Below are 19,487 nucleotides of genomic sequence, written 5' to 3'. Positions count from 1 at the left end.
GTATGACAGAACCTATTTTGCAAGTCAAGGACTTGTCGGTTTATTATAATAAAAAGAAAGCCCTTAATAGCGTTTCACTTGATTTCATGCCAAATGAGATTACGGCTTTGATTGGACCGTCAGGCTCAGGTAAGTCAACCTTGCTCAAGGCTATCAACCGAATGGGCGACCTGAATCCAGAAGTAACAACTACAGGAACGGTCATTTATAACAGTCACAATATCTATGGCCCGAGGACAGATACGGTAGAGCTTCGCAAGGAAATCGGAATGGTCTTCCAGCAGCCCAATCCTTTCCCTATGACTATCTATGAAAATGTGGTCTATGGACTTCGGATTAATGGTGTCAAGGACAAGGCTGTTTTGGAAGAAGCAGTAGAGCGCTCCCTGATTGGAGCTTCTATCTGGGACGAGGTCAAGGACCGTCTGCATGATTCCGCTATCGGTCTTTCCGGTGGTCAGCAGCAACGGGTCTGTGTGGCCCGCGTGCTAGCTACTAGCCCTAAGATTATTCTCTTGGACGAGCCGACTTCAGCCTTGGACCCAATCTCAGCTGGGAAAATCGAGGAAACCCTCTACAGTTTGAAAGACAAATATACCATGCTTTTAGTCACTCGCTCCATGCAGCAGGCGTCTCGGATTTCTGAAAAGACCGGCTTCTTCCTTGGTGGAGACTTGATTGAATTTAATGAAACCAAGAAGATGTTCCTCAATCCAGCCCATAAAGAGACCGAAGATTACATTACTGGTAAATTCGGATAACAGAAAGGAATCTTATGCTTAGAGTACAATTTGAAGAAGATTTAGAAAAACTTCATAATCAATTCTACGCGATGGGAAATGAAGTTCTATCGCAGATTAACCGGACAGTGCGTGCCTTTGTCACGCATGACCGTGAACTGGCTCGTCAGGTCATTGAAGACGATGCTGAAGTCAATGAATACGAGGTGAAACTGGAGAAGAAATCTCTAGAAATCATAGCCCTGCAGCAGCCTGTGTCTCAGGATTTGCGGACTGTTATCACCGTGCTGAAAGCCAGCAGTGACTTGGAACGCATGGGTGACCACGCCGTATCGATTGCCAAAGCCACTGTTCGGATGAAGGGAGAGGTCCGCATCGAGTCTGTAGAAGATGCCATCAGCAAGATGGGGCGCGATGTTAAGAATTTCGTTGAAGAAACCCTAAACGTCTACCTCAATGGAAATGTAGACCAAGCCTATGCAGTTGCAGCTCTAGATGAGAAAATCAATCAATACTTTGATGATATTCGCGATCTTGCTACTGAGGAAATCAAACAAAATCCAGAGCTGATTGTGACTGGCCGTGATTATTTCCAAGTTATTTCTTATCTGGAACGAATCGGCGACTATGCCAAGAATATCTGTGAATGGGTTGTTTACTTTGAAACAGGTAAAATTATTGAGTTGTAATCATCAAAAGATGCGATTTATTTCGTGTCTTTTTTGTATAATCTCAAGTATGGTTAGCATTCTATTTTGTGTTTTAACTTACAACTAACTATGTTATAATACGGAAGTAGCGTCAAAAATTGTTTTTTTATATGAGCAAAAAATGGAGAATGTTTATGAAGAAAAAATCCTTATAATGATTGCTGTTTTGGTCATGTTAGGTTCAGGAGGTATCTATATGTATAACAAACTAACTAAACCCAACTTTAGTCCCAAAACAACTAAGCTCTATCAGCGAGGTTTTCGACTCTTAGAAGATCAAATTGGCACTTATATTAAGGAAAAATATTCAGGTATTGAAAAAATTGAATTTTCTCCAATTTATGTGACTGGAGATGAGGATTCTTCTATGTTGAACGCCTATGTACGTCCGACAACTTATGATAAATATGGGAATAAGGCTACTTTGGGTACACAAATAAAAAAATATGTCCCAAATAGTTTTGGTATTGTTACTGACTTAATCGTTGATTTTGACTGGGATGGTAACGAGGTAATTGAATTATTTGATTCAGATGACGAGAGAATTGATGTTTCGAATGCAAAGAAACTACCTAAAGAAGCAAAACTAAGAGATGCAAAAAGTATAGATATAAATATTCAAATGTTAGTAGAAGACGGTCAGCTAAAAGATGTTGTCAAGGATAAAAAGGGAAGCCCAAAAGCTCAGATCATTTACAATGTTAAGCTAAGCAAAGAGGAAGGATGATGTGGCGTGAACTAAGCGACAAATACAACTATTTTCTTAGGTAGTTGAGGATAGAAGTTTGCTAAAAATAATGAAAAGATTTTATATGACAATACTAAGGTATTATGCTATTCTATTAGAAAAGAACTATGAAAACGCGTTATAATGGAGATATATTAGTGAAAAAGAAGATTATTATTGTTTTAACAATTCTATTCATTGTAATTTCAGGCGGAATCTATATATACAACAAACTAACAAAACCTAACTTAGGTCCCAAAACAACCAAGCTCTATCAGCGAGGCTTTCGACTCTTAGAAGAACAATATGGAACCTATTTCAAAGAACACTATAAAGGTATTGAGAAGATTAAATTTTCTCCGATTTATATTGAAGGGGATAATGGTGGTTCTATGCTAAATGCCTATGTACGTCCGACGATTTATGATAAATATGGGAATAAAGCAACATTAGGAACAACAATAGAGAACTACACACCTAATAGCTATGGTTTAGTTACTCATATATTTCTTGATTTTGATGGTTCAGGAAATGATGTTATAGAATTAATGGACTCACAAGGTAATGAGATTGATGTTTCAAATGCAAAACATTTGCCAGACGAAGCAAAGCTCAAGAAGGCTAGAAGTACAGATGAAAATATTTCTTTATTGGTTCAAGACGGTCAACTAAAAGATGTTGTTAAGGATGAAAAAGGAAGCCCAGAAGCTGAAATCATTTACAATGTTAAGCTAAGTAAAGAGGAAGGATGATGTGGCACTAACTGGGGAATGTGATAGTTTTCCTAGCTATTTGAATGGGAACCTTTCTTCTATTATCATAAACCAAACGGACAGGTTATTCCCCTGTCTTTTTGTTTGCATTTATTCTGCAACGAAATCTTCTAAATATGATACAATAATAACAGATTATAAGCGGACAAGAATGTCAGATTAATCTTGCTTCGTTGTTCGCTAGATGAGGAGAAGCTGATGCAAGCAGTTAAACATTTTATTGAAACATTTGTTCCTGAGCACTATGATCTCTTTTTGGATCTGAATCGTGCCGACAAGACTTTTTCAGGAAAGGTGACCATTACTGGGGAAGCTAAGACGAGTAAGATTTCCCTACATCAAAAAGATTTGACAGTTGAAGCTGTAGAGGTGGCTGGCCAAGCTCGTCCTTTCACTCTTGATAAGGACAATGAAGCTCTTTATATCGAGCTGGAAGCAGCTGGTCCTGTAGTGGTGACAATAACTTATACTGGTAAGATTACGGACAATATGACAGGGATTTATCCATCTTACTACACGGTAGATGGTGTGAAAAAAGAGATTATTTCTACGCAGTTTGAGAGCCATTTTGCCCGCGAAGCCTTTCCGAGTGTAGATGAGCCAGAGGCTAAGGCAACTTTTGATTTGGCTTTGAAATTTGACCAAGCAGAGGGTGAGTTGGCCCTGTCTAATATGCCGGAAATTGATGTTGAAAACCGCAAAGCGACTGGCGTTTGGAAGTTTGAAACGACTCCACGTATGTCTTCCTATCTCTTGGCTTTTGCTGCTGGTGATATGCAAGGAATTACTGCTAAAACCAAGAATGGAACCTTGGTAGGAGTTTATGCGACAAAGGCCCACCCAGCCAGCAATCTAGAGTTTGCTTTGGACATTGCGGTTCGCTGTATTGAATTTTACGAAGAATACTATGGAGTCAAGTATCCTATTCCTCAGTCACTCCATGTGGCCCTGCCTGACTTTTCTGCTGGAGCCATGGAAAACTGGGGCTTGGTAACCTATAGGGAAATCTATCTGCTGGTGGATGAAAATTCAACAGCCTTAAGCCGCCAGACAGTTGCCTTGGTTGTTGCACACGAACTAGCTCACCAATGGTTCGGAAATCTAGTGACCATGAAGTGGTGGGACGACCTCTGGCTCAATGAAAGCTTTGCCAATATGATGGAGTATGTCTCAGTTGATGCGATTGAGCCTAGCTGGAAGATTTTTGAAGATTTCCAGACCAGCGGAGCTCCTTATGCCCTCAAGCGTGACGCGACAGATGGCGTTCAGTCGGTCCATGTAGAGGTCAAGCACCCAGATGAAATCAATACTCTTTTTGATGGAGCGATTGTCTATGCCAAGGGTAGTCGTCTCATGCACATGCTGCGCCGTTGGCTGGGAGATGATGCTTTCCGTAAGGGGCTAGGTGCCTACTTTGAGAAGCATCAGTATGGCAATACTATCGGTCGTGATCTTTGGGACGCTCTTTCTCAAGCTTCTGGCCGTGATGTAGCTGCCTTTATGGATGCTTGGCTGGAGCAGCCGGGTTATCCAGTTGTCACTGCTAAGGTCGAAAACGACTGCTTGATTTTGACGCAGAAGCAGTTCTTCATTGGGGAGCACGAAGAAAAAGGCCGCCTCTGGCCAGTACCGCTCAATAGTAACTGGCAAGGACTCCCTGATACACTGACGACAGAAAGACTGGAAATTCCTAATTATGCAGACTTGGCAGCGCAAAATGAAGGCGCCCTGCGTCTCAATACAGAAAACACTGCCCACTATATTACAGATTATCAGGGTGAGTTGCTGGATGCTCTTCTGAATAATCTTAGCTCTTTGGACAATATCAGTAAACTGCAAATCGTGCAGGAGCGCCGACTTCTAGCAGAGTCAGGTAAGATTTCCTATGCGGACCTGCTGCCAGTTATCAGCAAGCTGGCGAACGAAACTTCTTATATGGTAGTTTCAGCTGTTTCCCAAGTGCTGGAAGGCTTGAACCGCTTTGTGGATGAAGGCAGTCAGACAGAAGAAGATTACAAAGCCCTGTTGAAAGTTCTCAGTCAAAGTAATTTTGACCGCCTTGGTTTTGAAAAGCAGGAAGGTGAAAGCGATGAGGATGAGATGGTTCGTCAGCTGATTGTGGGCAATATGATTAAGGCCGACAACGAGACAGCTAAAGCTCAAGCTAGCCAGATTTTTGACCGCTATCGTGATAATTTGGAAAAACTCCCTGCGGCTATTCGCCTGCAGGTGCTGGTCAACCAAATCAAGCATCATGAAAGCAAGGAGCTGACTAAGCTTTATCTGGACCTATATGTCGCTTCAAATGACGGAAGCTTCAAAAATGCTCTTTCTACAGCCCTTTCTTATACGAAGAACAAGGAAACCTTGGATGAACTGTTAGCGACTTGGAAGGATAAATTTACTGTGAAACCGCAGGATTTGTCAGCTTGGTATGCCCGTTTCCTCAGCCGTGATTTTACTCAAGAAGCAGTGTGGACTTGGGCGCGTGAGAATTGGGACTGGATTAAGGCAGCGCTAGGTGGTGACATGAGCTTTGATAGCTTTGTCATTAGCCCGGCAGTGGTCTTCAAGACAGAGAAGAGATTGGCAGAGTACAAAGCCTTCTTTGAACCGCAGTTGGACGATATGGCGATTAGCCGAAACATCAGCATGGGAATCAAGGAAATCGCTGCGCGTGTTGAACTGGTGAAGCGTGAGAAAGAAGCAGTAGAAAAAGCAATTCGAGCTGCTATCTGATAGATTTAATTAAAATGACTAGAAAGTCTGAGATATTATCCTATCTCAGGCTTTTTCTTTATCATTTTGAGTATTTAAACATTGCTAATATGCCTTTGCTTTGATAAAATAGAAAAGTATGTGAAATAAACAGGCAACTGTTTAAAGGAGAAATGGAGTTTATATGGAAAAGAAAATAGTCTATGGCTTCCGCAAGAGCCGCCTTTCTAAGGGCTTGTGCGGAGCTGTTTTGGGTGCGGCTTTGTTGGTAGCTGCCGGATCAGTTAAAGCAGAGGAAAAGGTATCTTCAGCAGCAGATCAGTCTGCCCTTTCTGAAGCTGCTCTTTCGCCAACCAAAGCGTCCCAGCCAACTGCTGCCCCTACTCAATCAGAGCCAGTAAGTCAAGACAAGCTTCCTTTGGAGGTTTCTCATGCAGAAATGGACCAAGCTTTGGCAGAGGCCGGGAAAGCAAGAGTTCAGCTAAAGCAGGAGCCGACTGTTGATTTAGGAACAGCTAGAAATCCAGAAGAAGCTGCGAGTAAACGGGAGACAGCGCTAACAGATTATGCGACCCAAGTCAAGGAAATACGTGAAACCACAGCAGCTTATCAAGAGCAACTGAAGGCTTATGAGAAAGAACTCAGTCAGAAAGAGTCTGCAAATCAAGCCTTGAAAGACCAATATGACAAGGCTCTGGCTTCCTATGAACAAGAGTCCAGTCGCATTCAGGCTGAAAATACTCAGCTTCAGGCAGACTATGAGCAGAAACGGACGGCTTATCAGTCAGAATTGAGCCGTATAGTAAAAATCAATCAAGAGAAAGAAGCCTCCTATCAAGCAGCTTTAGCAGCCTATCAAGAGGAGCGTTCACGGATTTTACAGGAAAATGCTCAAGCGAAAGCAGACTACCAAACTGCTATGGAGAGCTATACTACAGAGCTGAAAGCTACTCAGGAGAAGAATGCAGAAGCAAAGCGTCGCTATGAAGAAAAGCTTGCTCAGGCCTCAGCTCACAATAAAGCTGCCCAAGCTGAAAATGCAGCCATTGCAGAACGAAATCAGGCAGCTGAAAAGGCCTATCAGGAAGCAGTCAATCGGTATGAAACTGAGGTTTCCCGACTGGCTCAGGTTAAGGCAGAAAAAGAAGCTGCTTATCAAGCAGCCATGGCTGATTATGAGAAAGAGTTGGCTAGAGTTCAGAAAGACAATGCCGAGCTAGAACAGCAGTATCAGTCAGATTTAAGGGCTTACCAGCAGGAAGTAGAACGCATTCAAAGAGACAATCAAGCTGCAAAACAATCTTATGAGACATCCTTGGCTAAAATCCAGGAGCAGAACAAAGAGATTGAGGCCCAAAATCTAGCTGTTCAGAAGAAAAATATAGCCTTAAAGGAGCAGTATCAGGCTGATTTAGCTGCTTATCAAGAGCGATTGGCTGAGATTCGTCAAAAAAATCAAGCGGCAGAGAAAGACTATGAGAGCAAATTAGCTGCTTATCAAAAGAATCGCTCTGAAATCGAGGCGGCCAATGATGCCAAAGCGAGAGATCATCAAGCAGCTTTGACTGCCTATCAATCTGAACTTGAGCGTGTCCAAGCTGAAAATAAGAAGCGGCAAACTGCCTATGAGACCGAAAAAGCAGAAGTAACAGTCCGTAATGCTGCCATTGAATCTGAAAATGCCCAGATTCGTCAGCAAAATCAGGAAAAACAAGAGCTTTATAAAAATCAATTAGCTCAATATGAGCAGGATGTGGCTCGAATCACCGAAAGCAATCAGAAAAGTCGAGAAGCATATGAGGAAGCCTTGCTTACCTACCAGGAGGCGACTGCTCGGATTGAGACAGAAAACAAGAATAAACTAGCTGCTTATCAGGCAGACTTAGCGACCTACCAAGCAAATCTTGCAAGGATTGAAGCAGAAAATCAAAGACTAAAAGAAGACTATGAGGCAAACCTTGCGGCTATTTCAGCGCAGAACGCAGTGATTGAGCAGGAAAATGCAAGCATTAAGGAAAAAAATGCCCGCTTGAAAGCTGCCTATGATACAGCCAAAACTAAGTATGATGCAGCTCTTGTAACTTTTGAGAGAGAGTTGCAAGAAGCTGAAGCTAAGAAAAATGAAGAAGGTTATCTCAGTAAGGTTGAAAGCCAGCCTTTTGTTTTCAAATCTGAGCCCCAGGCTGTCTTGACGCTTGATCCCTCTATTAGAACCTATACCAATGATGAGCTGACTGATGAGGTTCGTTCTTGGGGAATGGATCAATCAGGAATGACTGCTTTGACCAGTGTTTTAAAAGGGAAAGAGCATCAGACTAAAGTCATTTTACAGAAAGATGTGCCTCTGGTAGCTACTTATACCAATATCAAAAATTCCAGTATTCAAGGCAAGAAAATCGCTAAAGTTGTCTACACTTATACTCTGAAAGAATCAACGAAGAGTCAGGATAAACTGCCAGTTTTCTTAGTTAAGGATCCGACCTTGACTGTCTGGACCTTGGATTTTTATGGCCATTCTCGGGTCAATGTTCAAGCAGAGTTTTTTGATGAGTCTGGAGAAAGGCTTGATATGACAGGCTCGCTTGTCAGCTTCTCATCTTTAAATACGAACAAAGTTGCGATTGAGTACATTAAGAATTTTAATGGTGAATATATCCCTATTACAGGTTCTGCCATTAATGTTCACCCAGATACTAGTGTTCACGCTGATATTTCAATTAACTTTGAGCGGGAAGGTTCTCGCTTTGAGCACAACAAGTGGGATACACCTACTAGTCCTTATAGCTGGTATGGCGCTATTGTTGGTAAGGCGAAAGGCGATATCATTTCCTTTGACATTGGTTCACGAAATCGGGGTTCTGCTTGGTTTGTATTTAACTCTGATATTAAAGCCAAAGGTGTTCCAATGAAGCCTGTTGCTCCGACAGAAGTTGCTCAACCTCAGGAACCGGCTTATGATGATGTCAAGGCCTTGCAGCCTCTTCCAAGTCAGCCAGTCTATCAACCTTTGCCAGAGGAGCCAGCCCAGCCGGCCTATCAAGAACTTCCTAACCAGCCGACAGAAACTCAGCCTCTTCCTCTTCCAAATCGGCCTGAGGAGCCAGCAGTTCTACCAGAAAGAGATCTGGAAATTCTACCGAAAGAGCCAACTTATCTGCCTGAGCCTCTACAACCTCAAAAGCCAGTTTATCAGGAAGTGCCAGAAGAACCTAGCTCCCCTTCTCTGTTGACAGAGCCGACTACAGTTGAAGAGCCTACCTATGAGAAGGAGCAGCCCTTGCTGACTCTTCCGCAAGCACCGATTGAAAAACCACTGCCACAGGCACCTCAGCTCCCAACTTATTTGAAGGAACCAGAAAAACCTCAAAAAGATCCTGAAGCAAGCGCGGGAGAAGGCCCGAAACCACCTGTTTATGAAGAAGAAATTGCTTTAGAGGACCTGCCTGAGGAGCCAAGCTATCTGCAGGAACCACAGCTCCCTCAAGAACCTGTTCTTCAGCCTGAGCCCCAGTCACCTGTCAGAGAAAGTGACCTGCCTTTGATGGAGGAGTCTGACAAGCCGAACTATAAAGAGCTTCCTCAAAAGCCGGCTGAGCCTAGCTATCAAGCTTTGCCAAGCCGTCCGCAAGCGCCGACTCAAACTTATCACTATAACCAGCTCTTTATCCAGTTAAAAGTCAGAGAAGAGTTGGAGGATGAGTCCAAGAAGAATATTCATCAACAAGAGGTTAGCCAGGGAAGTTTTGCTGTCCTTAATCTGGTAACGGATGCTTTGCCTGCTTATCGCTTGCCAATTCACTCTTTCGTATTGGAAGATCGTCTGCCAGAAGGTTTTGAATTGGATCTAGAAGCGACTAGAGCGAAAAGTCCTGGTTATGAAGTTTCTTATGACCCGAGCACCAGAGTCTTGACTTTTGTTGCTGCACCAGGTCTCCTTGAACGCTACAATGCTGACTTGGATACTGCGACCGAGACGCTAGCTCCAGCAGCAGTCGGTCGACTCTTGTATCCAGGCAGAACCTATACCAATCATTTCAGCTTGCTGATTAATAATCAATACCGGATAGAATCCAATCAGGTTAGTGTTTCGACACCTCCTGCAGAAATTACTGTTCAAACAGCGCAGAAATTTGAGCCTGTTTCAAACCGAACTTGGCAGCATCTAAGATCTGCAAGTAAGCAAGCAAGCAGCTTGCAGCTATCTGTCAGCTACCAAACCACACAAGGTCAATTGCCTAAAACTGGAAGCAGTTCGAGTGCTCTTCTTACTTATCTTGGCTTTGCGGCCTTGCTAGCTGCAGCAGGTTTCCGCTCATCTAAGAAAGAGTCGTAAAAATATAAGCAGATCCTGCATCAAGAGCTTTTGAACATGATAAATTTAGACTGAGACAATTTTGTCCCAGTCTTTTTTACTGCGGATTTTTTGGGCAAATGGTTGATAGATGTATCAAGTGTTTTAGATAGGCAAGTATTTTAAGATTAACGTAAATCGTGTTATAATAGCTATGTCAAAGAATTTTTACTTACAATAATCACTAATGTTAAAGAATTTCATCTAGTCAAACAACTAAAAAATAAGTATGATGAGGAGGAAAAGATAATGTTAGGAAAACAATTGAAGTTTATACGGGAGCAAAGAGGCTATAGCCAAGCTCAGATTGCAGAATCACTAGGGACGACTCGGCAGACCATCTCGAACTGGGAAAATGATAAGACGATTCTAGATAGTGCAAGTCTTATTCGTCTAGCCGATTTTTACCAGATTTCATTAGATGAGCTATGTGGTCGAAAAGCTTTATCTATCTCCAAAGATTCGAGCATAAAATCAATGATTTTGACAAATGCCTGTACACTTTGGACTTGCTTTGTTTCATCTCTCGGATAGCTCTATTGATTTTCCTGCTAACTTTTTAGTTATTTAGAATATTAGGAGGAAAACAATGTTTTACTATTTTTATTTATCTCTCGCAATTCTATTTGAAATTGCCGCCACAAGTCTTTTAAAACTATCTCAAGGTTTTTCGAAACTATTTTTCGGTTGCCTTGCTTTGATGTTTTATGGCTTGTGCTTTTTCTTTTTATCTCTATCTTTAAAGGGCATTCAGTTAAATCTAGCTTACGCTATTTGGTCTGCAATAGGTCTAGTAGGGACAACGATATTATCTATTCTGCTTTGGCACGAAAAAGTAACAGCTGTAAGCCTTTTAGGGATAAGTCTAGTTATTGTCGGACTTGTTTTATTGAATTTATCACAAAAGACTCACTAGAGAATGGGGAATTATATGTTTGATAATTATTTTAAAAATAAAAAGGTTGTAATTATTGGTGCAAGTGGCAGTTTGGGAAGAGTCTATACACGTGCTTTTCATCAAGCAGGTGCTAGGTTATTTCTCTTAGGAAGAGATATAGATAAGTTAAAGATATTTGTGCAAGAATTTTCGTCTTTTATTCCAATAAGATCAGTGGATATAACAAGTGAAGAGTCTCTAAAAAATGTAGTATCAGAGATACAAGAGTGGTCGGAATGTATAGATATTGTTATCAATGCAACTGGTTTTGATGTAAGAAAGTCTTTGTCAGCGCATTCCTTTGAGGACATAGAGCAGACACTGTTAATCAATTTATCTGGCGCCATTCTGATTAGCAAGATTTTTCTGCCCTTATTAGCAAATGAAAAAGGTGCTACAATTGTGCATTCTGGCGGTTTTGCAGATGGGCGGCTCGCTTTCCCTTACTATAGCGTAGATGTGGCTAGTCGCGCAGGGATTTTTTCTTTTATTGAATCAATGAATCGCGAATTAAAACAGGAGCGGAAAAAGGTGTATTTAACCTATTTTTGTCCCAATGCTGCGGATACACCCTCAGAAAAGCCTTACCATCCTGTTTGGAAAGAGATGGGGATTAAGATTTCAACTACAGACGAGGTTTGCCTAGCTTTGCTAAAAGGTATTAAGTCTCATCAAAGAGTCATCCTGATGGGGCGGGGGGCATCTTTATTTGCTAAACTCAATCTTCTGTCTTCAAGATTAGCTGATTTTCTTTTATTAGATAAATATAGCCGTATATTGAAAAAGCACTTTTCATAAACTATTTTCCCTATCTTTCAGCCTTTTTTAAGAAAAAATTCAGTCCTGTTTAAGTAAAAATTTATATGATAATGCTATTCAAGTGAAAGGATGTGTATGGGATGACTTGTAAGCTGCATTAGCTTCTTGTTTGATAGAAACAGATAGAAAAATTTACAAAAGAAAGAAGGAACATATTAAATGGATATGGAAAAAATGATTGTTGTAGAAAAAAGCACTAAATGGTGGCTGACGGTTGCGACGGGTGGTGCTCTAGCAGTCGGACTTCTGGGCGGTTATGGTCTTGCGACAGCTATTCACGGTACAAACAATCAGCAATCAGCTATTCAACAGCCAGCTACTATGCCTGGAGCACCGGAGCAGGGTCAGAATGGCCAGGATGCAGGAAATGGAATGCCGCCACAAGTTGGTCAGAATGGTCAAAATGGTGGACCAGGTAATGGAATGCCGCCGCAGGATGGTGGACCAGGACAAAGCGGTCAAGACCAAGGCATGCCGCCTCAAGACGGCCAGCAGTCTGACAATGACAAGAGCAAGAATTCTTCTGCTCAGCAAAATGACAACGGGAAGAAAAACAAGAAAAAGTCTTCAACGAACACAAATGAACAATCGGACAAGAACAATAATAAGTCGACAAAAGAAAATAAAACGTCGCAGTCGTAGAAAAAACATACTGATTTTGACCCAAGTCATGATATAATAAGAATAGCAAATAAAACAAAAACCAAAAGACATAATCTTGGTAAGTTTTATTGGAGGAAAGAAAGATGATTAAAATTCTATTGGTAGAAGATGACCTTGGACTGTCAAACTCAGTTTTTGATTTTTTGGATGATTTTGCAGATGTAATGCAGGTTTTTGATGGCGAAGAAGGTCTATATGAAGCAGAGAGTGGTGTTTATGACCTCATCTTGCTGGATCTCATGCTGCCTGAAAAGGATGGTTTCCAAGTGCTGAAAGATCTCCGAGCAAAAGGAGTCACAACCCCTGTTCTCATCATGACGGCTAAGGAAAGCTTGGATGACAAAGGACATGGCTTTGAGCTCGGGGCTGATGACTATCTGACAAAACCTTTCTATTTGGAAGAACTGAAAATGCGGATCCAGGCGCTCTTGAAACGCGCTGGTAAATTCAACGAGAATACTCTTTCTTATGGTGATGTGACAGTCAATCTATCCACAAATTCAACATTGAAAGCCGGTAAAGACGTTGAGTTGCTTGGTAAAGAGTTCGACCTCTTGGTTTATTTCCTGCAAAATCAAAATGTAATCTTGCCTAAGACCCAAATTTTTGACCGTCTGTGGGGCTTTGACAGTGATACCACTGTTTCCGTTGTTGAAGTGTACGTTTCCAAGATTCGTAAAAAACTGAAAGGAACGACATTTGCGAAAAACCTACATACTCTTCGTAGTGTCGGCTACATTTTAAAAGATGCTGAATAAAATCAAGAAGACCTTTTATGCGGATGATTTCTCTTATTTCATTCGCTATTTTGGGCTGTTTACATTAATCTTCTCAGCCATGACCTTGATTATTATTCAGGTTATGCGCTCCAGCCTTTATACGTCAGTTGATGAAAATTTGAGGAATCTGAGTAATGATCCTAGTTCAGTAGCTGATTTGGCCTATAGGACGACAGGCCAACAGTCTGATCCAAGCAATAAGGTCAATACTAAAAGTCCTAAAAGCAGTAAAGAGCCAGATGGCGATCCAAACGAAGAGCCTAAGCCTGACAATCTGACGACGCCAAATTTCAGTTCTAATACTTTCGCCCTGCTTTTGGATGATAATTATAAAAATATTTCCACCAGCAAGAGCGATGGCTTTCTGGACTTTAATTCCTTGGACTTTAACAAGTCCTATTTGAATCAGATTAAGGAAATTGTGATTGGCAACAGCTTTGGCCAGACAGAAAGCTATCGGGCTTATCTCTTTGATATTGATCCTAAAAATGAGTATCCTGATATCAAGTACGCTGTGGTCATGACTAGTATCAGTCAGTTGGAGCAGACCAGCGGCAAGCATGAGCAGTTGATTGCCATGGTTATGGTCAGCTTTTGGGGAATTTCCCTGATTGCCAGTATCTATCTAGCTCGTATGAGTGTTAAGCCCTTGCTGGAAAGTATCCAGAAGCAGAAGGCTTTCGTGGAAAATGCCAGCCATGAGCTGCGGACTCCTCTGGCGGTATTGCAGAGCCGCTTAGAAACGCTCTTTCGTAAGCCTGAAGCAACAATCATGCAGAGCAGTGAAAATATCGCTTCTAGCTTGGATGAGGTGCGCAATATGCGCCTATTGACGACCAATCTGCTCAATCTGGCTCGTCGTGATGATGGCATCAAACCTCAATATAGTGAAGTCGAACCAGAATTTTTTGATACAACCTTTGCTAATTACTGCATTATCGCAAGAGAGAATAAAAAAGCTTTTCATTCAGAAAATATGATCAAGCACTCCATTGTGACAGATCAAATTTTCCTAAAGCAACTGATGACCATCCTATTTGACAATGCTATCAAGTACACAGATGATGATGGCGTAATCAGTGTCATGGCTACTTCGACAGATCGTTACCTTATTTTCCGAGTGGCGGACAATGGCCCTGGCATCAATGATGAAGATAAGAAGAAGATTTTTGATCGCTTTTATCGGGTGGATAAGGCTCGGACCCGTCAGAAAGGTGGCTTTGGTCTGGGACTTTCTCTGGCCAAGCAGATTGTCGATGCTTTCAAGGGCACTATTTATGTCAAGGACAACAAACCAAGAGGTACGGTCTTTGAAGTTAAACTGCTACTGAAGGAAACGAAAAAGCGTTCTGTTAAATAGTGGGGAAGATCACTTTTTATCAACCAGTTTTTGAAAAACAATTCTTAGCAGGCCTTGAGGCTTGCTTTTTATCTGGTATCTATTTACTTTTTTAAAAATTTAATATAAGTTTTGCCCAAAATAGGGTATAATAATAGACAAGAAAGAATGAGGTGAAATTATGGCATCAAAAATGTTACATACTTGTTTGCGTGTGGAGAATTTGGAAGCGTCTATTGCTTTTTATGCAGAGGCTTTTGGTTTTAAGGAGCTTCGTCGCAAGGATTTTCCAGATTATCAGTTTACTATCGTTTATCTAGGTTTGGAAGGCGATGATTATGAGCTGGAACTGACCTATAACTATGACCATGGTCCTTATGTGATTGGGGATGGCTTTGCTCATGTGGCACTTAGCACGCCAGACTTGGAAGGTCTGCACGCTGAGCATAAGGCCAAAGGCTATGAAGTGACAGATCCAAAAGGCCTTCCTGGCAACCCGCCTAATTATTATTTTGTAAAAGATCCTGATGGCTACAAGGTGGAAGTCATTCGTGAGAAGAGTCTCTAACATCTAGCTGCAGTTAATTTTGCAAGATAAATGATGATTTTTATTCATTTAGGACAGGTGTATGAAAAGACAAAATAACAAGAAACACGGTAAGAAAACATTCATTGTTCTCAGCTTGCTAGGTTTAGCTTTTATTGCTGCTTTAGTTCTGGGTGCTGTAAAGATTTACGCTATTTTCCAGGAAAAAGAACTGCAAGAGAAGGTTAGTGTGCTGATTGCCCAAGAAGAGACCTACCACGCGGAAAAAACTGAAAAGCAGAGCAAGATGATTGGCAGCCACTATGTAGAGGCCTTTTATCCTCTGCTGGACGGTCAAGTTATGGCAAGTGTCAAGGAGCAGATGGACGCAGATAGCCAGACGATTAAGGATAATCAGAAGAAGGGCGATAAGATTGAGGAATTGAGCTTCTACTATGCTGAGGAAAAAGAAACGAGCCTGAAGGATGTCAAAGAAGTACTGGTGCATCGCAAGGACTATCATGTCAAAGAGATGAAAATCAGTAAAGGAGAAGAGCGGGAAGTTGCTGACAGCTATCTCGGTGCAGACGGCAGCCCTTTCACTCTGGATAAGCTCTTTCAGGATCCCGATGCAGCTAAGGAAATCTTCATCAACGAGATATCCAGCCAGCTGACCTTTAGACAGGCTGATGAGGCGGTGCAGACGGAAATTCTTAACACCCTCAATGGAACGGAGTTGGGTCAGTGGTCCTTCCGTTATGAGTACAGCCATTTTTCTATTAAGCTGAGTAAGGAAGTGCAAGGCTTAACCAGCATTGACATTCCTTTGTCTAGCTTTTATGACCAGATCAATGCGGACTATCTGACTGGCGATGACTTGACAGCTTATAAGAGTTTCGAGGCTAAGAAGCATGTGAAGATGGTTGCTCTGACCTTTGATGACGGTCCAGATCCTAAGACAACACCGCAGGCTCTGGATATCCTCAAGAAATATGGTGCCAAGGCGACCTTCTTTATGGTTGGGCAAAACGTTGCTGGTAATGAAGCGATTGTCAAGCGCGTGCACAATGAAGGTCATCAGATTGGGATTCATACATGGGACCATCCAGTCTTAACTAAACTTCCTCTGGAGACAGCCCAAAAAGAAATCCTTGATACCCAGACCGCTATTAACAATGTCATAGGCATCAAGCCAACGATTACGCGGCCCCCTTATGGAGCTATTAATGCTACAATCCAAAATTCGGTTGACCAGTCCTTTATCATGTGGAATGTGGACAGCCTAGACTGGAAGACACGCAATACTAAAGCTATTATGCAAGAGATTGCTAAAACCCAGCCAGGTTCGATTATCCTCATGCATGATATTCACCAGACCAGTATTGACGCTCTGCCAAGTGTCCTCGAGTATCTGAAGAGTAACGGATATACTCTGGTCACGGTCGATGAGCTGCTGGAAGGTCAGCTGGAGCCCCATCGTATTTATTACGGCAGAGACTAATCCAGTCCTTGGGGTTAGATTTTTTGAAATCGTTGTTGGTAATGAGTAAAAGCAAAAAGCTTTGGAAACATGAGATTTCCAAAGCTTTTTAGTTTAACTTGTTACATAAAGTTCTTGATTTTTTAATACAATTTCTCGGACGGCGACGTATTTTTTTAATGTCTTCAGTTCTTCTGGATGGCTGATAAAGGTAATGACATAGCCTTCCTTGCCCATACGGCCGGTTCGGCCAGAGCGATGGGTATAGGTTTCTAAATCGCGCGGAAGTTCATAATTGACAACACATTCTAGCGAATCAATATCAATGCCGCGAGCAACCAAGTCAGTGGCCAGCAAGAGAGTAATCTGGTGTTCTTTGAACTTGTCCAGAATCACCTTGCGGAACTTAACGTTGACATCGCTGGCTAGAGAAACCACGTTGGATTCACGATACTGGAGTTTTTCCTCAGCACTTCCTAGGTCTGACAGTGCGTTGAAAAAGACCAGTCCACGGAATTCTTCAACATTTGATAACTTACGGAGCAAGTCCACCTTATCACGTTTTTCGACTTGCATGTAAAAGTGCTGAATATTGTCCAAAACTTGGTCGTCAATACTGATTTCTAGAGTATTTTCAGCAATCTTATCGTGGTCGAACTTAGCGGTGGCGCTCATATATATCAGCTGGTGGTTACGAGGCGCATAGTGGGTGATTTTATCTACAAAGTGATACTGAGAATCACTGAGCAGCTGGTCAAACTCATCCAAAATGATGGTTTCGACATTCATCATCTTGATTTTCTTGAGCTTGACCAACTCGAAAATTCGCCCAGGCGTTCCGATGATAATCTCCGGACCTTTCTTAAGGCGCTCAATCTGTCGCTTCTGGCTGGAGCCAGAGAGCAGGAGCTGGGCTGTCAGCCCTAAAGGCTCCGCCCAAGTCTTGCAGACCTCAAAAATTTGTCCAGCCAACTCAGTATTAGGAGCTAAAATCAAGAGTTGTTGGGCTTTTTTAGGTGTCAGTTTGAGCAGACTGGGAAAGAGATAGGCCAGAGTTTTACCAGTACCAGTCGGACTGATTCCCAGCACCGTATCGCCTGCAGAAATAGGCTCAAACATCTTCTCCTGAATAGCTGTCAAATCTTCAAAGCCTAGCTGAGCCAGCTGATTTTGCCAGCTCGGGGGAAATTGTTCCTTAATCATCATCAACCTCAAATCTAATGCCAGCGTCCTTGCGCATGGCAAATAAGCTTTCATGAACAGCCGCTGCCGCATTCAACCATTTCTCATAATCCGCATCCTGTCCGCCCTTGAGCACTCGCACGAAAGCTTGAGCTTCTTCCAGCATGGTGTGGGAAGCACGCTTGATAGGCAGTATCTCCTCTTGCCCGTTCAGACTTTGGAAAATAGCAGAGCTGATAAATTCAATCCCATCTAAAGTCAGAGTTCCTTGATCGGTGTAAATCTCTGCAGGCAGATTGCTGTTTATATTTTTACCGGCCTGAATCTGAACTTGAAAATCTGGATAGATGAGACAGCCGGCGCCATTTAAATCAATCGTATTGGCTAGCTGCTGAGCGCTGTAGCGAGCGAAGCGAGGATGGCCGAAAAGTCTGATAGCCGCATAGATAGGATAGACACCCAGATCCATCAAAGCGCCGCCAGAAAACTTAGCTGAGAAAACATTGGGCTGCTCTCCTGCAAGCAGAGCTTGCATTTTTGAAGAATACTTGGCATAGGTGAAGTTGGCTCCCAAGACAGTCTTGTCCTTGAGAAAATCACTGATTGTATCAAAGGCCTGCTCATGATAGTTGCGGGCAGCTTCAAAGAGATAGACTTGGTGCTCGTCAGCCAGCTTGATCAATTCCCGCCATTCTTTGGGACGAGAAACCGCAGGCTTTTCGACAATGACGTGTTTACGAGCCAAAATAGCTACCTTGGCATGATTGAAATGCAGGCTGTTGGGACTGGCGATATAAACAACATCGATATCAGACGACAGAAAGTCTAGCATTTCAGTAAAGACGGCTGTATTTTCATAGTTTTGCACAAAGCGCTCAGCAGAAGTTAAAGTCCGAGAGTAGACAGCTGCCAGCTGATAGTCGCCTGTTGAGTGAGCAGCCTTGATGAACTCATGAGAAATAGAACCTGTTCCGATGATTCCAAGTTTGAGCATAAAAACCTCCTTTTTTCTATTTTTAAGCATGTACTTTTTTTATTTTAGCTCTTTCATTATAACATGAATTGCGGTAAAATAGATAAGATAACAAGAGATGGAGCTTATAATGCAAAATAGACCTATTATTATTGGTGTGACTGGTGGTTCAGGAGGCGGAAAGACCAGTGTTTCTCGAGCAATTTTGGCTAATTTTCCAAACGAAAATATTGCCATGATTGAGCATGACTCCTACTATAAGGATCAGACGCATCTGACTTTTGAGGAGCGGGTGAAGACCAACTATGACCATCCTTTTGCCTTTGACACGGACCTGATGATTGAGCAGATTAAGGAGCTCTTGGCTGGTCGGCCAGTGGATATTCCCACTTATGATTATACGGAGCATACCCGCAGTAAAAAGACCTATCGTCAGGATCCTCAGGATGTCTTTATCGTTGAGGGGATTTTGGTCTTAGAGGATCAGCGTCTGCGTGATTTGATGGACATTAAGATCTTTGTGGACACAGATGATGATGTTCGGATTATTCGTCGGATTAAGCGGGACATGGAAGAACGCGGCCGTAGTTTGGATAGTGTTATTGAGCAGTATTTGGGTGTCGTTAAGCCTATGTACCATCAGTTTATCGAGCCGACCAAGCGCTATGCGGATGTCATCATTCCAGAGGGAGCTTCTAACAAGGTGGCTATTGACCTGATTACGACCAAGATTGAAAAAATCCTTAAGGAAGCCAGAGAAGGCTAGGAAA

17 protein-coding genes are annotated in these 19,487 nt (G+C 42.3%); 15 read left to right on the top strand and 2 right to left on the bottom strand.

Going from position 1 to position 19,487, the window contains the following annotated elements; genetic code table 11:
• The first annotated feature begins 2 nt into the window (after positions 1-2).
• From pstB to J1C91_RS06885, 14 genes are all read left to right on the top strand, one after another.
• On the top strand, positions 3-761 hold the full coding sequence (gene pstB, locus J1C91_RS06950) for a phosphate ABC transporter ATP-binding protein PstB (RefSeq protein WP_125438996.1): 759 nt from the start codon (positions 3-5) through the stop codon (positions 759-761).
• Positions 762-775: 14 nt separating this feature from the next.
• On the top strand, positions 776-1,429 hold the full coding sequence (gene phoU / locus J1C91_RS06945; RefSeq protein ID WP_002897761.1) for a phosphate signaling complex protein PhoU: 654 nt from the start codon (positions 776-778) through the stop codon (positions 1,427-1,429).
• Between the two features lie 142 nt (positions 1,430-1,571).
• Positions 1,572-2,177 carry a hypothetical protein gene (locus tag J1C91_RS06940; protein WP_002909964.1) on the top strand — a complete coding sequence of 202 codons (606 nt, stop codon included), beginning with the start codon at positions 1,572-1,574 and terminating at the stop codon, positions 2,175-2,177.
• Between the two features lie 128 nt (positions 2,178-2,305).
• Positions 2,306-2,929: a hypothetical protein gene (locus J1C91_RS06935; RefSeq protein WP_185761332.1), complete on the top strand. Its 624-nt coding sequence runs from the start codon at positions 2,306-2,308 to the stop codon at positions 2,927-2,929.
• Positions 2,930-3,148: 219 nt separating this feature from the next.
• Positions 3,149-5,689: a M1 family metallopeptidase gene (locus tag J1C91_RS06930; protein WP_002909960.1), complete on the top strand. Its 2,541-nt coding sequence runs from the start codon at positions 3,149-3,151 to the stop codon at positions 5,687-5,689.
• A gap of 163 nt (positions 5,690-5,852) precedes the next feature.
• A complete protein-coding gene (locus tag J1C91_RS06925; protein ID WP_125438992.1) occupies positions 5,853-10,001 on the top strand; it encodes a GbpC/Spa domain-containing protein in 4,149 nt (1,382 codons plus the stop codon).
• A gap of 267 nt (positions 10,002-10,268) precedes the next feature.
• On the top strand, positions 10,269-10,553 hold the full coding sequence (locus J1C91_RS06920; protein WP_002900560.1) for a helix-turn-helix domain-containing protein: 285 nt from the start codon (positions 10,269-10,271) through the stop codon (positions 10,551-10,553).
• 55 nt (positions 10,554-10,608) lie between these two features.
• On the top strand, positions 10,609-10,935 hold the full coding sequence (locus tag J1C91_RS06915; RefSeq protein WP_002900559.1) for a DMT family transporter: 327 nt from the start codon (positions 10,609-10,611) through the stop codon (positions 10,933-10,935).
• 3 nt (positions 10,936-10,938) lie between these two features.
• Entirely contained in the window at positions 10,939-11,754 is an 816-nt protein-coding gene (locus tag J1C91_RS06910) for an SDR family NAD(P)-dependent oxidoreductase (protein ID WP_002909957.1), read from the top strand.
• A gap of 180 nt (positions 11,755-11,934) precedes the next feature.
• Entirely contained in the window at positions 11,935-12,417 is a 483-nt protein-coding gene (locus tag J1C91_RS06905; RefSeq protein WP_002909956.1) for a hypothetical protein, read from the top strand.
• A 104-nt stretch (positions 12,418-12,521) separates the two neighbouring features.
• Complete coding sequence (locus J1C91_RS06900) at positions 12,522-13,196, top strand: response regulator transcription factor (protein ID WP_002909955.1); 675 nt, start codon at positions 12,522-12,524, stop codon at positions 13,194-13,196.
• Positions 13,186-14,577: a sensor histidine kinase gene (locus J1C91_RS06895; RefSeq protein WP_002909954.1), complete on the top strand. Its 1,392-nt coding sequence runs from the start codon at positions 13,186-13,188 to the stop codon at positions 14,575-14,577. The genes J1C91_RS06900 and J1C91_RS06895 overlap by 11 nt, the downstream gene beginning before the upstream one ends.
• A 160-nt stretch (positions 14,578-14,737) precedes the next feature.
• The gene (gene gloA, locus J1C91_RS06890) at positions 14,738-15,124 is read left to right on the top strand and encodes a lactoylglutathione lyase (RefSeq protein WP_002895748.1); all 387 of its coding nucleotides are present in this window, start codon (positions 14,738-14,740) and stop codon (positions 15,122-15,124) included.
• A gap of 61 nt (positions 15,125-15,185) precedes the next feature.
• Positions 15,186-16,583: a polysaccharide deacetylase family protein gene (locus J1C91_RS06885; protein WP_002909953.1), complete on the top strand. Its 1,398-nt coding sequence runs from the start codon at positions 15,186-15,188 to the stop codon at positions 16,581-16,583.
• A gap of 93 nt (positions 16,584-16,676) precedes the next feature.
• On the opposite strand, the gene J1C91_RS06880 is transcribed toward J1C91_RS06885, so the two are convergent.
• Entirely contained in the window at positions 16,677-17,768 is a 1,092-nt protein-coding gene (locus J1C91_RS06880; RefSeq protein WP_002909952.1) for a DEAD/DEAH box helicase, read from the bottom strand.
• A complete protein-coding gene (locus J1C91_RS06875; RefSeq protein ID WP_002909951.1) occupies positions 17,758-18,768 on the bottom strand; it encodes a Gfo/Idh/MocA family protein in 1,011 nt (336 codons plus the stop codon). The genes J1C91_RS06880 and J1C91_RS06875 overlap by 11 nt, the downstream gene beginning before the upstream one ends.
• A gap of 79 nt (positions 18,769-18,847) precedes the next feature.
• On the opposite strand from J1C91_RS06875, the gene udk reads away from it, so the two are divergent.
• A complete protein-coding gene (gene udk, locus J1C91_RS06870; protein ID WP_032907433.1) occupies positions 18,848-19,483 on the top strand; it encodes a uridine kinase in 636 nt (211 codons plus the stop codon).
• Positions 19,484-19,487: the final 4 nt, after the last annotated feature.

The sequence above is a fragment of the Streptococcus sanguinis genome, assembly GCF_050222175.1.
In the GTDB taxonomy this organism is placed as follows: domain Bacteria; phylum Bacillota; class Bacilli; order Lactobacillales; family Streptococcaceae; genus Streptococcus; species Streptococcus sanguinis_M.
This window is presented reverse-complemented; position numbering and strand designations above follow the sequence as displayed.